Origin of the sequence: Thermomonas sp. (assembly GCF_029945965.1) — a bacterium.
GTDB lineage: Bacteria > Pseudomonadota > Gammaproteobacteria > Xanthomonadales > Xanthomonadaceae > Thermomonas.
Genome location: NZ_JAQSDO010000015.1, coordinates 985659 through 1001320, shown reverse-complemented (window position 1 = coordinate 1001320; position 15662 = coordinate 985659). Strand labels below are relative to the sequence as shown.

Sequence of the window (15662 nt, the reverse complement as noted above, 5' to 3'; positions counted from 1 at the left end):
CCCGTGCCAAGGAGTCCACGATGACCGACGTGCAAAAAACCTGGACAGTTCCGCGACTGGCCGCGGCGCGCACCGAAGGCCGCAAGCTCGTCATGCTGACCTGCTACGACGCCAGCTTCGCGCGCGTGCTGGACGACAACGGTTGCGACCTGATCCTGATCGGCGATTCACTGGGGATGGTGGTGCAGGGGCATGCGTCCACGCTGCCGGTCACGGTCGACGACATCGTCTATCACACCACCAATGTCGCTCGCGGCGCCAAGCGCGCGTTGAAGATCGCGGACTTCCCGTTCGGGTCCGACGGCTCGCCGCATGAGGCGCATGCCAGCGCGGTGCGCTTCATCCAGGCTGGCGCCAGCATGGTCAAGCTGGAAGGTGCGGGGCACAAGCTCGACACCATCCGTTATCTGGTCGAGCGCGAGATCCCGGTCTGCGCGCACCTTGGCCTGACCCCGCAATCGGTGCATCGTTTCGGTGGGTTCAAGGTGCAGGGTCGCGAAGATACAGCCGCGGTGAAGTTGCGCGAAGACGCACTCGCTGTTGCCGATGCCGGTGCGTCGTTGCTGGTGTTGGAGGGTGTGCCTGCAGCGCTCGCCACCGCGATCACCGCGGCAAGTCCGATCCCGACAATCGGTATTGGTGCCGGCGCAGGCTGCAATGGCCAGGTACTGGTCCTGCATGATCTGCTCGGCCTGGATACCGGTCACCGCAGGCCGAAGTTCGTGAAGGATTTCCTGGCTGATGGTGGGTCGGTTGCTGGTGCGGTGCGTGCGTTCGCTAATGCGGTGCAGGACGGCAGATTCCCGGCCGCCGAACACAGTTACTCGTGATCGGATTTTCATACTCTGGTCTTGATGATTGAATCTTGATGATTGAAGTTGTCGACCAACTGGATGCCTTACGGGCCCGCATCGTCGCGTGGAAACGCGATGGCTTGCGCGTCGGTTTCGTGCCGACCATGGGCAACTTGCACGCAGGTCATTTTTCATTGATCGAACTGGCGCGCAGGCATACCGACAAAGTCGTCGCCAGCGTGTTCGTCAACCCGACCCAGTTTGGCCCAAACGAAGACTTCGGCTGCTATCCGCGCACACCTGATGCCGATGCAGAAGGCCTGCAGGCTGCAGGTTGCAATGTGCTGTGGCTGCCGTCGGTCGGGGCAATGTATCCATATGGCGCCGATCATGCGGTGCAGATGCACGTGCCCGGCATCACCGATACGCTGGATGGTGCGTCCAGGCCTGGTCATTTCGATGGCGTGGCGACCGTGGTCACGCGCTTGTTCAACCAGGTGCAGGCGGACGTCGCAGTGTTTGGCTGCAAGGACTATCAGCAGTTGGCGGTGATCCGTTACCTGGTCCGTGACCTCGCATTCCCGATCGAAATCATGGCTGGCGACACCCTGCGTGAAGCGGACGGTCTGGCGATGAGTTCACGCAACCAGTACTTGAGTGCAGAAAATCGTGCCATCGCGCCAACCATCCATCGCTTGCTGCAGGCGATGCGCGATGCCTGGCATGCGGGAATGCCGCGCGAGGGAATTGAGGCGATCGCGGATCAATTCTTGCGCACTGCTGGCTTCGTGCCGGATTACGCCGTACTGCGGCGCCCGGATCTCAGTGAGCCCATGGACGGCGAGGGTGGTGCGCTGGTCGCGTTGGTTGCTGCGCGGCTGGGGACGACACGGCTGATCGACAACCTCGAGTTCGATGCCTGAATTTGACCCGGGTTTAACTTATGTCCTGCGATGTTGCAGTGCGGAATATCGCATTTATACTAGCCGCTGACGGGTGCAAACCCGGGCCGCCTGCTGGAGCCACCGATGCAACTGACCCTGCTCAAAGCCAAGATCCACCGCGCCACCGTGACCCATGCCGAGCTGCATTACGAAGGTTCGTGCGCGATCGACGGTCGCCTGCTGGATATCTCCGGCATCCGCCAGTACGAGCGCATCGACATCTACAACGTCAACAACGGCAAGCGCTTTTCGACCTACGTGATCCGTGGCGAGGAAGGCAGCGGGGTGATCTCGGTCAATGGCGCCGCCGCGCACCAGGCGCAGCCTGGCGACCTGGTCATCATCTGTGCCTACGGGCATTGCGATGAAGCCGAAGCCGCCACTTACAAGCCGACGCTGGTGTACGTGGATCGTGACAACCGGCTGACCCATACCAACCATTCGATGCCCAAACAGGCGGCTTGAGCGGACGTGGGGTCGACTTGAAAAATGGGGTCAGAGTGAAGTTTCCTGATCGCGTTGCCAGAACGAATTGAATTCGTCGGCAGGAAATTCACTCTGACCCCATTTTTCCCATGCCGCCGAAGGTCCCGGAGTAAGCCGGGACCAGCCGACCTCGCCTTCAATTACTTGATCCCGTGACGTTCTAGCGCCCATTGCACATGTTCGCGGACGACGGGTGACGGATGCTCGCGGCGCGACTGCAATGCAGTGATCACCGCTTCGCTGCGGGGTGCATTGCCCAGGGCCACCGCGATATTGCGCAACCAGCGCTCGTGCCCGCTGCGGCGGATCGCCGAGCCTTCGGTACGTTGCAGGAATTCGTCCTCGTCCCACCCGAATAATTCGGTGAGGCTCGCCTGATCCAGGTTGTTGCGTGAGCGGAAATCCGGTTCGTCGGTACGTTTGGCGAACTTGTTCCACGGGCAGATCAGTTGACAGTCGTCGCAGCCGAAGATGCGGTTGCCGATCAGCGGACGCAGTTCCTCGTCGATGCTGCCTTCGTGCTCGATGGTGAGATAGGAAATGCAGCGGCGCGCATCCAGTCGATAGGGTGCAGTGATGGCCTGGGTCGGGCAGATGTCGATGCAGCGCGTGCAGGTGCCGCAATGTGCGGATGCGGGCGGATCGATCGGCAATGGCAGGTCGATGAAGATTTCGCCGAGGAAGAACCAACTGCCGCCATCGCTATCGATCAGGCAGGTGTGCTTGCCGATCCAGCCCAGCCCCGCGTTGCGCGCCAGCGCGCGTTCCAGCACCGGCGCGGAATCCACGAATACCCGATGCCCGAACAGGCCGATTTCATCCGCCACCGCGTCGGCAAGCTTCTGCAGACGTTGGCGCATCAGCTTGTGGTAGTCGCGACCGAGTGCATAGCGCGCGACATAGGCACGTTCGCCGTCGGCCAGGTTGGCCCATGCGGCGTCGGGATCCTGACCGTAATCCAGGCCGACCGAGATTACCCGCAGTGTCTGCGGCACCAATTCGGCCGGACGTGCACGCTTGTCGCCATGCCGGGCCATCCACTCCATCGAACCATGCAGGCCTTGCGCCAGCCAGTCGTTGAGATGGGCTTCGTCGCTGGCCAGTTCCACCCCGGAAATGCCGACGCGCTGGAACCCGGCGGCCTGCGCCAGCGTGCGGATGCGGGCTGCGAGGGCGGTGTAGTCGGGCAGGGGCGTGTCCACCCGTGAAGTATAGGAGCGCGCCCGATGGCCTGCGCCCATTAGAATCTCTACATGTCACCGACCACCACCCTGTACGACATCGATGCCCTGCGCTTGCTGGAAGCACGCGGCATCGAACGATGCGATGACGATGGCTTCGCATTGATGGCCCGTGCAGGCGAGGCGGCATGGCGTTGCGTGCTCGCGCACTGGCCGCAAGCCCGGCGGATCGTGGTGGCGTGTGGACCGGGCAACAATGGCGGCGATGGCTATGTGCTGGCCCGCCATGCCCATGAATCAGGGTGCGATGTGCGCGTCCTGCGCTTGTTCGGACATGCACCGGCGACACCACTGGCCAAGCAGGCGTGCGACGAGTACATCACCAGCGGTGGCCGCATCGTCGAATTCCTTGATGTGCAAGCCGCGTTGGCGGATGCCGACCTGGTCGTGGATGCATTGTTCGGCATCGGTCTGTCGCGTGCACCGGATGCTGCCACATCGCCATTGATCGATGCGATCAATGCGCAGCCAACACCCGTACTTGCGCTGGATGTGCCAAGTGGCGTCGATGCCAATACCGGCTACACAGCGGGTGCAGCGATCAATGCGCTGCGCACGTTGCAGTTCATCGCCGCACATCGCGGGCTTTACACGGGCGACGCGCTCGAGCATGTCGGTGAACTGGAACTGGCCACGCTCGATTTGCCCGCTTCACTGTTCGTTGGTGTCGAAGCCAGCGCGCAAACCTGCACGGTTGATGCACTGCAGGCCATGCTGCCGCTGCGTGCGCGCAATACCCACAAGGGCCGCAATGGTCATGTGCTGTGCATCGGTGGCGACCACGGTGGCGGTGGCGCGGTGTTGCTGGCCGCCGAAGCCGCATTGCGCTGTGGCGCGGGTCTGGTCAGCGTGGCCACGCGTAGCGAACATGTGTCGGCGCTGCTGTCGCATCGTCCCGAGGTCATGGCGCATGCGGTTGCATCGGGAGCGGACCTGCATGCATTGTTTGGTCGTGCGGATGTGGTCGCGATCGGGCCGGGGCTCGGCCAAACCGAGTGGGGTCGTGGCTTGTTCGATGCGGTCATGGCCAGTAACAAGCCGCGCGTGGTGGATGCCGATGCGTTGAACCTGATCGCGCAGGCACCACGCATGCTGCGTCCCTGCGATGTGTTGACACCGCATCCGGGCGAAGCCGCACGCCTGCTGGGTTGTGACACCAGCGAGATCCAGCGCGACCGGTTTGCTGCTGCGAAGTTGCTATGCGAACGCTTCGGCGCGCAGGTCGTTCTCAAGGGTGCGGGCACGATCATCGCCTCACCAGACGCACGGCCCGTGGTGATCGCTGCGGGCAATCCGGGGATGGCGGTCGGCGGCATGGGCGACCTGCTGACCGGCTGCATAGCGGCAATGCTGGCGCAAGGACTGTCGCCACGTGATGCGGTGATCGCAGGTCCCTTGCTGCATGCAAGCGCAGGTGATGCGGCATCGCGCGAGGACGGTGAACGCGGCCTGCTGCCCAGCGATCTGCTGCCGTGGCTGCGTCGGCTGGCTAACCCGGTGCGACGATAAGCACATGCACGATCTGTTCCTCCCCGATGCCGATGCCACCGCCGAACTTGGTGCGCGCCTGGCCCAACACCTCCCGGCGCAAGCGGTGGTGGAACTGCACGGCGACCTCGGTGCCGGCAAGTCCACGCTGGCGCGCGCATTGCTGCGCGCGCTCGGCGTTACCGGCACCATCCGCAGCCCGACGTACACCCTGGTCGAGCAATATCCGCTGCCGGCCGGCGGAATGGCCTTGCACTTGGACCTGTATCGGATTGGCGATCCCGGCGAGCTGGAATTCCTGGGCCTGGATGCCGGCGAGATCCGACTGTGGCTGGTCGAATGGCCGGAGCGCGGGCAGGGTGCGCTGCCGCATCCGGAGCTCAGGATTGAGCTTGAAGTCGAAGGCATGGGCCGGCGCTGCCGGCTACGACCTGCAAGCCCCGTCGGCGAGGCATGGGTGGCAGCACTCACTCAGAAGTGAGGTTTGCGGAATGTTGTTGCAAGACCTGAATAGGAAAGTACGGCAGGTCACGGATTATTAAGGGAAAAGTGCTTGCCAATACTTGTAACAAGTGCTTAACTCCGTCACATGCGCGTGAAGGAGCTCAACCTGCAACAGGTACTACTCAGCGCCGCACTGATTGGTGCGTTGTGCTGGAACCTTGCGGATGCCTCTGAAATCAAGGGCTTGCGTGTGAATGCCGGTGCCACAGGCACCCGCGCCGAGCTGCTGCTGGACCGCGAAGGCCAGTACAAGCTGATCGACCTGCGCAACCCCGACCGCCTGGTGTTGGATTTCCCGGACAGCCGGATCAGCCAAAACCTGACGATGCCGCAAGCAGCAGGCGTGGTGAAGGGCGTGCGCAGCGGCCAGCCGCAGCCTGGCACCGTGCGCATCGTGTTCGACCTGGCCAGCAATGTAAGTCCACTCAAGCCGCGCATCGAGCAGTCTGCCGAAGGCCCACGGCTGGTGCTCGAGTGGCCGGGTGATGACGTAGCCCACACGGCATTGCCAGTGCAGTCTGCAACGACTCGGCCTGCGACGAACCAACCTGCAAAGAGCCCGCTTGATCCAATTGCCGAGATCGCACGCAAGGCTGCTGACACGCCGGTGACTGCCGCTGTTGTGGCCGATGCGGCTGCAACAGACAAGGTAGCCGCCAGCAGCACGTTGCCGACCGCAACGTCGATGCCGGGTGTGGTTGCAACCGGTATTCCCACCCGCATCGCGACCGGACAGCCTGTTAACGACGCAGTTGCTCCGCAAACGATCGAAAACGAACCGGCGCCAATCGTTCGGCGCACCATGCAGGCCGGGATGCGCCCGCTGGTGGTGGCCATTGATGCCGGCCACGGCGGCCAGGATCCTGGCGCCCACGGCAAGAACGGTTCGCGCGAGAAGGACGTGACCTTGGCAATAGCCCGTGAACTGGCGCGCCAGGTCAATGCCACGCCTGGTCTCAAGGCTTATTTGACCCGCGATACCGACGAATTCATCCCGCTGCCGCAGCGCGCGCGCCGGGCCAGCGCCAACAAGGCCGATATCTTCCTGTCGATCCATGCAGATGCGGCCGAAAACCGTTCCGCGCGTGGTTCCTCGGTCTATGTGCTGTCCACCCGCGGGGCATCGTCGCAGCGTGCGCGCTGGCTGGCCGACAAGGAAAACGCGGCCGATGTGATCGGTGGCGAGCGCATACGCACGGCCGGCAACACCTTGACTTCGGTGCTTCTGGACCTGACCCAGAGTGGCAATATGAAAGCGTCTGAAGACGCCGCCGATCATGTGCTCAGCGGGCTGAAGCGAGTCGGCAACAACCACAAGCCGGACATCGAGCGCGCCAATTTCGCGGTGTTGCGCACCTCCGACAAGATGCCGGCGATGTTGGTGGAAACCGCATTCATCTCCAATCCGGACGAAGAAAAACGGCTGACCGATCCCGGCTTCCAGCGCACGCTGGCCGCGGCCATCCTGGATGGCGTGGACGATTATTTCTCCCGGCAACCGCCGCCGGGCACGCTGTACGCAGCGCGCGCGCAGGTATCGCAGTCTGCAACCGCGGCAGCGGGCGGCAGTCCCTGAAAGCTGGACGCTGAATTTCTTGGAGAGAACTGCTGCGCGAGACTCCCGCGGTAAACTCACTGAGTGAGCATCCGCCAACACAGCATTCGTCAACTGCCAGACACACTCATCAACCAGATCGCTGCTGGCGAGGTTGTTGAACGTCCTGCCTCCGTGGTCAAGGAACTGGTCGAGAACGCGCTTGATGCCGGTGCGCGCCGGATCGACATCGACCTGGAGGAAGGCGGCGTGCGCCTGATCCGCATCCGCGACGACGGTGGCGGCATTCCTGCGGACGAATTGCCGCTGGCGGTAACCCGGCATGCGACCAGCAAGATCGCCAGCATCGAGGACCTGGAAGCCGTGGCCACGCTGGGGTTTCGCGGCGAGGCCTTGCCCTCGGTTGCATCGGTGAGCCGTTTTTCGCTGATCTCGCGCCATAACGGCGCCGAACACGGCGCGATGCTGCAAGTCGATGGCGGCCGCATCGGTCAGGTGATGCCGCAATCGCATCCATCGGGAACCACGGTCGAAGTGCGCGACTTGTTCTACAACGTGCCAGCGCGGCGCAAGTTCCTGCGCGCCGAGCGCACCGAGCTGTCGCATATCGAGGAATGGCTGCGCTCGCTGGCATTGGCGCGGCCCGATGTCGAGCTGCGGGTGTCGCACAACGGCAAGCCGTCGCGACGCTGGAAGGGAGAAGGCGATCTCCTGAGCGATGTGCGCCTGCACGAGGCGCTCGGTCAGGACTTCGCGCGTAACGCATTGCGTGTGGACCACAGCGGTGCCGGCCTGCGCCTGCACGGCTGGATCGCGCAGCCGGCCTACAACCGCGCCAGCACCGACCAGCAATACCTGTACGTGAACGGTCGTGCGGTGCGTGATCGGAATGTCGCGCATGCGGTGCGCCAGGCGTTTTCCGACGTGCTGTTCCATGGCCGGCATCCGGCCTATGTGTTGTTCCTCGAACTCGACCCGCGCGGCGTGGATGTCAACGTGCATCCGGCCAAGCATGAAGTGCGTTTCCGCGAATCGCGGCTGGTGCATGACTTCGTTTATCGCACCCTGCACGAGGCATTGGCAGAGACCCGCGCCGGCAGCATGCCGCACCATGATGTCTCGCATCCTGCATCGATCGGCTGGACGATGCCGCCGCCGCGACAAGCTGGCATTGGATTGCAGGTGGGTGACGCGTCAGCCGCCTATGCCGCGCTGTATGCCGATAGTGCTATGAATGAAGTTTCAGAGTCCTTCGTGTCGATGCCGGCGGATGACGAACAGGGCATGCCGCCACTCGGTTTTGCGATTGCGCAGTTGCATGGCATCTACATATTGGCCGAAAACGTCGACGGCATGATCGTGGTTGACATGCATGCCGCGCACGAACGCATCGGCTACGAAAAACTCAAGACTGCGCACGATGGCGCCGGCCTTCGCACGCAGCCGTTATTGGTGCCAGCCAGCATGTCTGTGTCCGAACGCGAGGCCGATATAGCCGAACGCGAGGCCGATACCTTGGCCAAGCTGGGTTTCGAGGTCGCACGCAGTGGCCCGCAATCCTTGCTGATGCGCAGCGTGCCGGCGTTGCTTGCGCAGGGCGACGTGGAAGCCTTGTTGCGCGACGTGCTCGCCGACCTGCGCGAACATGGCAGCACGCGCCGCATCGAGGAAACCCGCGACGAATTGCTATCGACGATGGCCTGCCATGGCGCCGTGCGCGCCAACCGGCGCCTGACGCTCCACGAAATGAATGCATTGCTGCGTGAGATGGAAGCCACCGAACGCTCGGGGCAATGCAACCACGGCCGTCCAACCTGGACGCGTTTCAACCTGGCGGAGATGGATCGATGGTTCCTGCGCGGACGATGATGAAACAAACGGTGACAGTGCTGGCGATCGCACTGTTGTGCGCGGCCTGCCAGAAAAGCCCACCACCCACCAAGGCGGTCGATGACACGATGGCGAAGGCAGCGTTCGTGAAACAACAACAGGATTGGCGCGCCGAGCGCCTGGCCAAGTTGACCAAACCAGATGGCTGGGCCAGCCTGATCGGCCTGCATTTATTGGACCCGGGTGCGCATCGCCTGGGCAGCGCCGAGGACAACGGCATTCGCCTGGCGATGGGGCCGGCGCACCTGGGCGTACTTACCGTGAAAAAGGACGCATTGAGCTTTGTGCCCGAGCGCGGTGTCGATGTGAAAGTCGACGATGCGCCGGTGCAGGGCAGCGTCAGCCTGCGCGACGACACCAAGCCGGATGGCCCAAGTCGGATCAGTTTCGACGATGGCAAGGGCGTGGCGACGGTCATCGTGCGCGCCGGCGGCTATCGGCTGCGGGTGAAACATGCCGATGCCGACACCCGCCTGCATTTCGTCGGACTGGACTATTGGCCGGGTGGCCGGGACTGGCAGGTCAAGGCCCATTTCATCCCGAATGCTGCAGGCAAGACCATGCCGGTCGCCAATATCATTGGCAGCATCGACGAGATGGCCAATCCCGGCGTGCTGGAGTTCCAGTATGCAGGCAAGACGTTCCGGCTTGAAGCGCTGGACGAAGGCGAGGGCACCCTGTTCCTGGTGTTCGCGGACCGGACCAGTGGCCACGGCAGCTATGGTGCGGGCCGTTTCATCGATGCGCCGATGCCGGATGCGCAGGGCAATGTGGTGATTGACTTCAACCAGGGCTACAACCCGCCATGTGCGTTCACGCCTTTCGCGACATGTCCGCTGCCGCCGCCGGAAAACCGGCTTGACCTGGCAATCGAAGCCGGCGAGAAGGCCTACGCGAAATCCACGCACTGAGGCGAGCAGGCATCACGCCCATATCGAACGAGGATCTGCCTTTGAACATCCGTCGCCTCCCGCTTGCCCTGGCCGTCATGCTCGCCGTGTCGTTCACCATGCCGATGGCCAATGCGGGGCAAGCCAAGCCTGGACAAGCCAAGCCTGGACAAGCCAAGCCTGCTGCCACCGCAAAGCCGGCATCAACGTCGGTCTCGACTCCTGCATCGGCTCCCGCATCCATTCAGCGGCCCTTACTATGGAAGGTGTCCGATGCCGACAACAGCGTGTACCTGTTGGGTTCGTTCCATCTGCTCAAGGCCGACGATTATCCGTTGCCGGCCGAAGTTGTTCGTGCGTTCGACGATGCCGAATCGCTGTTGTTCGAGATTGATCCGCGCGAAATGAATTCCCCGGACACGATGGCCGCTGCGCGCAAGTACATGGCGTACGCGCCGGGCAAGTCGCTCAGTACGGTGCTGCCCAAGCCCACGCTGGAGAAGCTGGACAAGGTGATGGCCGCGAGTGGCGGCTCGGTGCAGGCGATGGAGCAGAGCGAACCCTGGGCGGTCAGCCTTGGCATGATTCTAGCGGTGACCCAGACCATGGGTTTCAAGGCGGAATTGGGACTGGACCGGAACCTGATGGAACGCGCTGCGAAGGCCGGCAAGCCCACTGCCGGGCTGGAAACCGTGGATGCACAGCTGAAGGCGATGGATTCGGTGCCGTATGACGAGCAGGCAGAGGGCCTGGACGAATTCCTCGATGATCCGATGAAAGCAGCAAAGCAGATAACGGACATGCATGCCTGGTGGCGTGCTGGCGATGTTGCCAAACTCGATAGCGGGATGCGCGTCGACATGGCCAAGAAAACGCCAATCTCCTACAAGCTGCTGGATGTGGATCGCAACAATATCTGGGTGCCATTGATCGAGCAGCGCCTGACCGGTTCCAAGCATGACGACACGTTGGTCGTGGTCGGTAGCCTGCACTTGCTGGGCAAGGACGGCCTCGTCGAAAAACTGCGTGCGAAGGGCTATAAGGTCGAGCGCATCTGCGATACCTGTGAAGTCGCTAAGTCGGGTAGAAAGCCCTGAGCAAACTGCGACGCCGCCTAGCGTCGGATAATTCGCTCCGCGGCTCGAAATGCCGCTATTTCCCGGCCCGTCGGCTTGCATGCCGACGGGCGTTCTCGGGCTCGCGGCTGCGCCGCTCGAATTCCCCGTTCACCCCGACGCTCTCGCCGTCGAACCTGCGACTCAATAATGTCGTTGATGGTGTTTTGATACCGGCAAAGCGAGCCCATCCAAACCTCCCCCTGCACGCAGGGAGAGGCGTTAGAGAGGCACCATCACGATGCAATCCACCGGGCAGGGCGTCACGCACAGCGCGCAGCCGGTGCATAGCGATTCGATTACCACGTGCATGTGCTTGCTGGCGCCGATGATCGCGTCCACCGGGCAGGCCTGGATGCATTTGGTACACCCAATACAGTCGGCTTCGACGATCATCGCGACCAATGCTGGCTGCTGTTCGCCGCGACTTCGGTCGTAGGGCTTCGCCTGCAAGCCCAGCACATGTGCGAGTGCGCGTGCACCGGCATCGCCACCAGGCGGGCAATGGTCGATCCCCGCTTCGCCGGCAGCTATTGCCTGGGCGTACGGGCGGCAGCCGCCATAGCCGCATTGACCGCACTGGGTCTGCGGCAGGATGCGGTCGAGGCGTTCGACCAGTTCGGATGATCCCAGCGGCGCGCGTGCGCTCACTTCACCGGCATACCCGGCTGCGCGCCGGTATCAGCGTCCAGCAGCGACAGTCCGCCGCCATCGAAACCCGCCGACAGGATCATGCCTTCGCTGATGCCGAAGCGCATCTTGCGCGGCGCCAGGTTGGCGATGAACACCACGTTGCGGCCAATGAGTGTGTCCGGCTCGGCGTAACTGGCTCGAGTGCCGGAGAAGATCTGCCGCTGCCCAAGCTCGCCGGCATCCAGCAGGAACCGCAGCAGCTTGTCCGAACCTTCGACGAAGCCGCATTCGAGCACCTTGCCGATGCGCAGGTCGAGCTTGGCGAAATCGTCGATGCCGATGAATTCACCCGTTTGCTTGCTTGCCTCTGCAGGTGCAGACGTCTTTGGTTTGCTCACGGTGACAGCTGGCGCGGCGGGGGCGGGGGCGGGCGTGAGTGTGTCCTTGCTGGCGTCGATCATGGCTTCGATATGCTTCGGGTCAATGCGGGTGAACAGGGGCGTGTAGTTTTGTGCCAGCGTTCGCCCCTCGAGTTCGACACCCTTTTCTAGCGTCAATTCCGTACCAAGGTAATGCTCTACTTTGGTGGCTGTCGCGGGCAGGATCGGCTTCAGCACGCCGGCGATGTCGGCAAATGCCTGCATGGCGGTACTCAGGACGACGTGTAACTCGGTTCTACGAGTCGCATCCTTTGCTAACGCCCAGGGAGCGGTTTGCGCAATGTATTCGTTGACCTGATCTGCAGCCGTCATTGCATTGCGCGCGACTGCCGCCGCGTTGTCCTCCGCATACAACTCGACAGCCAGATTGTGCGTGTGGGCAGCAACACTACCGAGCAAGGCGACGCGCTGTTTCCAGATGTCACCGAGTTCCTCGGCTTCGCTGGTACCGGAGGGCGCAGCCCAAAGCGTATTTTCGAAATGAGTTTCCAGCAATTTCGCGCAGCGACTTGCGATGTTCACGAACTTGCCGACCACGTCGCTATTAACCCGCGCCACGAAGTCGCCCAGGTTGAGGTCGAGGTCATCGACGCCGCCTGAGGTCTTGGTGGCGAAGTAATAGCGCAGCGCTTCCGGCGCGAGGCCGGCATCGAGATATGTCCGCGCCATCACGAAGGTGCCGCGCGACTTGCTCATCTTGGCGCCGTCCACGGTCAGGTAACCGTTGACGTGCAGCCGGGTCGGCGCGCGCATGCCGGCGCCGTTCAACACCGCAGGCCAGAACAGGCCGTGGAAATTGACGATGTCCTTGCCGAGGAAGTGATGCAGTTCGGTGTCGCTGTCCTGACGCAGGTAGGCGTCGAAGTCGATCCCGCGTGCTTCGCACAGGGCCTGGAAACTGGACAGGTAACCGATCGGTGCGTCCAGCCAGACGTAGAAGAACTTGCCGGGCTGGCCGGGAATCTGGAAGCCGAAATATGGCGCGTCACGTGAGATATCCCACGCGCGCAGGCCGCCTTCGGCATCCAGCCACTCGCGCAGTTTGGCTTTGACGCCAGGCACCGCGACATCGTTTTCAAGCCACTGGCGTAGGAAATCCTGGAACTGGCCCACTTCGAAAAAGAAATGTTCGGAATCGCGGAGTTCGGGTGTCGCGCCGGACACCACCGACTTCGGTTCCTTGAGTTCGGTGGGCGCGTAGGTCGCGCCGCAATGTTCGCAGTTGTCGCCGTACTGGTCGGGTGTGCCGCAATTCGGACAGATACCCTTGACGTAGCGATCGGGCAGGAACATGCCCCTTGCCGGATCGTAGAACTGTTGCACCGAGCGTTGTCCGATGTGGCCGCCTGCTTCCAGCGCCGTGTAGATCGATTCGGTCATCACGCGGTTGCGCGGCGAGTTGGTCGAGTCGTAGTGATCGAAGGCAACGCCGAAGTCAGCGAAGTCGCGTTCGTGGCTGGCCTGGATATCGGCAATGAAGGCTTCCGGCGTGACCCCGGCCTTTTCAGCGGCCAGCATGATCGGGGTCCCATGGGTGTCGTCCGCGCAGACGAAATGCACCGTATCGCCGGCCATGCGCCGCGCGCGCACCCAGACGTCGGCCTGGATGTAGCCCACCAGGTGGCCAAGGTGCAGCGGACCGTTGGCGTAGGGCAGGGCATTGGTGACGAGTGCGTTGCGGGACATCGTGGGTATCGGTGCGAAGCGGTCGGCGATTATCGCATGCAGGCGAATGAGGCCCGGAATGCGAAACCCCGGCTGCCGGGGTTTCAGGATGTTGCAAGGTGCGCGTCGTTGCGGCTTATTGCCGGATCCACACCTGCTGCCGGCAGAAGAACGCGATGCAACCGGACATCCCCAACTTGCGGCCGCCATCCAGCAGTTCAAGTTTGGACTTGTAGGTCTTGCCGTTGTCCGGGTCCAGCACCCGGCCTCCACTCCAATGCCCGGCGCCGTCGGGCTTGAGTCCCCACAGGATCACCATGCCCTTGATCGGCTTGTCCTTGTTGCTGCCGCTGCACTTGATGCAGTTTGGATCCGGGCCATGCTTGGTATCGAGGACCTCGGTCACGCGGCCGGCAAAGCTCCCATCGCGCGCCTGGTAGATCTCGACCACCGACTTCGGCTTGCCGGTCGCATCATCAATCGTCGTCCAGCGGCCAGTCGCCGCCTGTTGCGCATGCGCGGGCAACATCGGCAGCGCAAGCAAGGCCAGCATTGCGAAAAATGTAATCGTACGCATCGTCAGTTCCTCGTCCAGACATGGAAACGGCCCGCAGGCGGGCCGTTTCGCGGTTTCATACTGATGAAGTCACATCGACAGGTTCAGTCCGCGCGTACCCAGGTGGCGGTGCGGCAGAAGAACGCCTTGCAGCCCTTGAGCTCGAGCTTGTTGCCGCCGTCGACCAGCTTCATCGACCTCGCGGTGAAGTTCATGTCCTCAGACGGCTTGTAGCCACTGCCGCCGCCCCAGGTGCCATCCTTGTCGGCCTTCATGTTCCAGACGGTGACGATGCCAACGAAGGACTTGCCCTTGTTGGCGCCGCTGCACTCGTCGCAGGTGGCCGGAAGGCCCAGGTTCTCCACGATCTTGGCCGCAAGCGTGCCGTTCTTGGCCGCATAGACCTCGGTGACGGTCATGGCCTTGCCGGTTTTGTCATCCAGAGTTTTCCATTTGCCGATCGGCGAATTGTGGTCCTGTGCCGAGGCCGAGAATGTGATCGACGCGATCGACGCGAGCGCGACGGTGAGGATGATCTTGCGCATGTGCTGTGCTCTCCCAGGGAATGATGGGGCGCGATGGCACCCGACACCTGTTTTATACCCCATTCGCAGTGGTATGGAACACTCGACTGCGATGTGTTCGGCTTGAACCTGCATATGGATCAGCAAGGATTCAGCCGGGCGGCGTCAGGCACCGGACGAAGAAAGTCAGCGCGGCGTGTCTTGTTTTTGTGATGGCTTCGGTTGTGATGGGGTGCTGTCATCCAGTTTTTCCGGTTCTCCGACAGTCACTGTTCCATCCCGGAGGTTTTCCCAGAAGTTGTCGTGCCAGGCGCGATATAGCTTGGGATCCCAGTATTTCGGATCGAAGAACTTGGAGCCATCAATGCTGCCGTGGCCTGGAACGATGATCTGCATATTGCTGGAAAGCGAGCCGACCCGGCTTCCCGTCATCTTGGAGCGTCCCCGTCGCAGCTCTTTTGCGAGGCGCGGCTCAGTAGCGGCGTCTCCGTACTCCGCATAGATGTCGTCGACGCGATCACGAGCCCGCTGGCGTTCGGCCGGGCTCAATGCATTCCAGTAACCATTGCGGGTATTCACGAAGCGTGGATATCCGCGTTCAGCGGCCAGATCCATCCAGACCAGCGCCATCACCCGGTCGCGTTCAACGCCGACACCCGACCACGACATCTCCCCAATGATGGCCTGGGATGCCTTGTCGCCGTAATAGGCGGCCTTGCGGAAGCGCTCAATGGCCTTGCCGAAATCGCGTTCGCCATAGGCACTGAGTCCTTGCGATCGGAACAGCAAGTCCGGGTGACCGTCAAGAAATCCGGAGGCAAGCATGGTGTCATCACTGCTCGGATCTGCTTGTGCCTGGGCCGCCGCATGCGCAGGCAGGCCGAGCAACAACGCCAAGCTGGGGAGCAACCAGGTCATTCGTGAAATTCGCATCAGG

The 15662-nt window shown here is 62.4% G+C and carries 15 protein-coding genes; 9 read left to right on the top strand and 6 right to left on the bottom strand.

Going from position 1 to position 15662, the window contains the following annotated elements; all coding sequences use genetic code 11:
• Positions 1-20: 20 nt before the first annotated feature.
• From panB to panD, 3 genes are all read left to right on the top strand, one after another.
• Entirely contained in the window at positions 21-830 is an 810-nt protein-coding gene (gene panB / locus PSV05_RS10865; protein ID WP_300064997.1) for a 3-methyl-2-oxobutanoate hydroxymethyltransferase, read from the top strand.
• Positions 831-868: 38 nt separating this feature from the next.
• On the top strand, positions 869-1717 hold the full coding sequence (gene panC, locus PSV05_RS10860) for a pantoate--beta-alanine ligase (protein WP_300064995.1): 849 nt from the start codon (positions 869-871) through the stop codon (positions 1715-1717).
• A gap of 105 nt (positions 1718-1822) precedes the next feature.
• Complete coding sequence (gene panD / locus PSV05_RS10855) at positions 1823-2203, top strand: aspartate 1-decarboxylase (RefSeq protein WP_300064993.1); 381 nt, start codon at positions 1823-1825, stop codon at positions 2201-2203.
• Positions 2204-2364: 161 nt separating this feature from the next.
• Here panD and queG read toward each other — a convergent pair whose 3' ends face one another.
• On the bottom strand, positions 2365-3465 hold the full coding sequence (gene queG / locus PSV05_RS10850) for a tRNA epoxyqueuosine(34) reductase QueG (RefSeq protein WP_300064991.1): 1101 nt from the start codon (positions 3463-3465) through the stop codon (positions 2365-2367).
• 12 nt (positions 3466-3477) lie between these two features.
• Between queG and PSV05_RS10845 the strand changes: the two genes are divergently transcribed.
• From PSV05_RS10845 to PSV05_RS10820, 6 genes are all read left to right on the top strand, one after another.
• A complete protein-coding gene (locus tag PSV05_RS10845; RefSeq protein ID WP_300064989.1) occupies positions 3478-4974 on the top strand; it encodes an NAD(P)H-hydrate dehydratase in 1497 nt (498 codons plus the stop codon).
• A gap of 4 nt (positions 4975-4978) precedes the next feature.
• Positions 4979-5434, top strand: coding sequence for a tRNA (adenosine(37)-N6)-threonylcarbamoyltransferase complex ATPase subunit type 1 TsaE (gene tsaE / locus PSV05_RS10840; protein ID WP_300064987.1), 456 nt, complete (start codon positions 4979-4981; stop codon positions 5432-5434).
• A 108-nt stretch (positions 5435-5542) separates the two neighbouring features.
• Positions 5543-7033, top strand: coding sequence for an N-acetylmuramoyl-L-alanine amidase (locus PSV05_RS10835; protein ID WP_300064985.1), 1491 nt, complete (start codon positions 5543-5545; stop codon positions 7031-7033).
• A gap of 63 nt (positions 7034-7096) precedes the next feature.
• Positions 7097-8881 carry a DNA mismatch repair endonuclease MutL gene (mutL, locus tag PSV05_RS10830; RefSeq protein ID WP_300064983.1) on the top strand — a complete coding sequence of 595 codons (1785 nt, stop codon included), beginning with the start codon at positions 7097-7099 and terminating at the stop codon, positions 8879-8881.
• A complete protein-coding gene (locus PSV05_RS10825) occupies positions 8860-9813 on the top strand; it encodes a DUF1684 domain-containing protein (RefSeq protein WP_300064981.1) in 954 nt (317 codons plus the stop codon). Before mutL ends, PSV05_RS10825 begins: the two co-directional genes overlap by 22 nt.
• Before the next feature lie 41 nt (positions 9814-9854).
• Complete coding sequence (locus tag PSV05_RS10820) at positions 9855-10889, top strand: TraB/GumN family protein (RefSeq protein ID WP_300064979.1); 1035 nt, start codon at positions 9855-9857, stop codon at positions 10887-10889.
• Between the two features lie 240 nt (positions 10890-11129).
• On the opposite strand, the gene rnfB is transcribed toward PSV05_RS10820, so the two are convergent.
• From rnfB to PSV05_RS10795, 5 genes are all read right to left on the bottom strand, one after another.
• Entirely contained in the window at positions 11130-11558 is a 429-nt protein-coding gene (gene rnfB / locus PSV05_RS10815) for an Rnf electron transport complex subunit RnfB (RefSeq protein WP_300064977.1), read from the bottom strand.
• On the bottom strand, positions 11555-13666 hold the full coding sequence (gene metG / locus PSV05_RS10810) for a methionine--tRNA ligase (RefSeq protein ID WP_300064975.1): 2112 nt from the start codon (positions 13664-13666) through the stop codon (positions 11555-11557). Before metG ends, rnfB begins: the two co-directional genes overlap by 4 nt.
• Before the next feature lie 115 nt (positions 13667-13781).
• Complete coding sequence (locus tag PSV05_RS10805) at positions 13782-14198, bottom strand: DUF2147 domain-containing protein (RefSeq protein ID WP_300065484.1); 417 nt, start codon at positions 14196-14198, stop codon at positions 13782-13784.
• A gap of 107 nt (positions 14199-14305) precedes the next feature.
• Positions 14306-14746: a DUF2147 domain-containing protein gene (locus PSV05_RS10800; RefSeq protein ID WP_300064974.1), complete on the bottom strand. Its 441-nt coding sequence runs from the start codon at positions 14744-14746 to the stop codon at positions 14306-14308.
• A gap of 165 nt (positions 14747-14911) precedes the next feature.
• Entirely contained in the window at positions 14912-15643 is a 732-nt protein-coding gene (locus PSV05_RS10795; RefSeq protein ID WP_300064973.1) for a sel1 repeat family protein, read from the bottom strand.
• Between the last annotated feature and the right edge of the window lie 19 nt (positions 15644-15662).

What these genes read in the sequence shown, in the direction of transcription:
- panB (WP_300064997.1), top strand. Translation starts at nt 21, where the DNA reads ATGACCGACGTGCAAAAAACCTGGACAGTTCCGCGACTGGCCGCGGCG.
- panC (WP_300064995.1), top strand. Translation starts at nt 869, where the DNA reads ATGATTGAAGTTGTCGACCAACTGGATGCCTTACGGGCCCGCATCGTC.
- panD (WP_300064993.1), top strand. Translation starts at nt 1,823, where the DNA reads ATGCAACTGACCCTGCTCAAAGCCAAGATCCACCGCGCCACCGTGACC.
- queG (WP_300064991.1), bottom strand. Translation starts at nt 3,465, where the DNA reads ATGGGCGCAGGCCATCGGGCGCGCTCCTATACTTCACGGGTGGACACG.
- PSV05_RS10845 (WP_300064989.1), top strand. Translation starts at nt 3,478, where the DNA reads ATGTCACCGACCACCACCCTGTACGACATCGATGCCCTGCGCTTGCTG.
- tsaE (WP_300064987.1), top strand. Translation starts at nt 4,979, where the DNA reads ATGCACGATCTGTTCCTCCCCGATGCCGATGCCACCGCCGAACTTGGT.
- PSV05_RS10835 (WP_300064985.1), top strand. Translation starts at nt 5,543, where the DNA reads ATGCGCGTGAAGGAGCTCAACCTGCAACAGGTACTACTCAGCGCCGCA.
- PSV05_RS10825 (WP_300064981.1), top strand. Translation starts at nt 8,860, where the DNA reads ATGGTTCCTGCGCGGACGATGATGAAACAAACGGTGACAGTGCTGGCG.
- metG (WP_300064975.1), bottom strand. Translation starts at nt 13,666, where the DNA reads ATGTCCCGCAACGCACTCGTCACCAATGCCCTGCCCTACGCCAACGGT.
- PSV05_RS10805 (WP_300065484.1), bottom strand. Translation starts at nt 14,198, where the DNA reads ATGCTGGCCTTGCTTGCGCTGCCGATGTTGCCCGCGCATGCGCAACAG.
- PSV05_RS10800 (WP_300064974.1), bottom strand. Translation starts at nt 14,746, where the DNA reads ATGCGCAAGATCATCCTCACCGTCGCGCTCGCGTCGATCGCGTCGATC.
- PSV05_RS10795 (WP_300064973.1), bottom strand. Translation starts at nt 15,643, where the DNA reads ATGACCTGGTTGCTCCCCAGCTTGGCGTTGTTGCTCGGCCTGCCTGCG.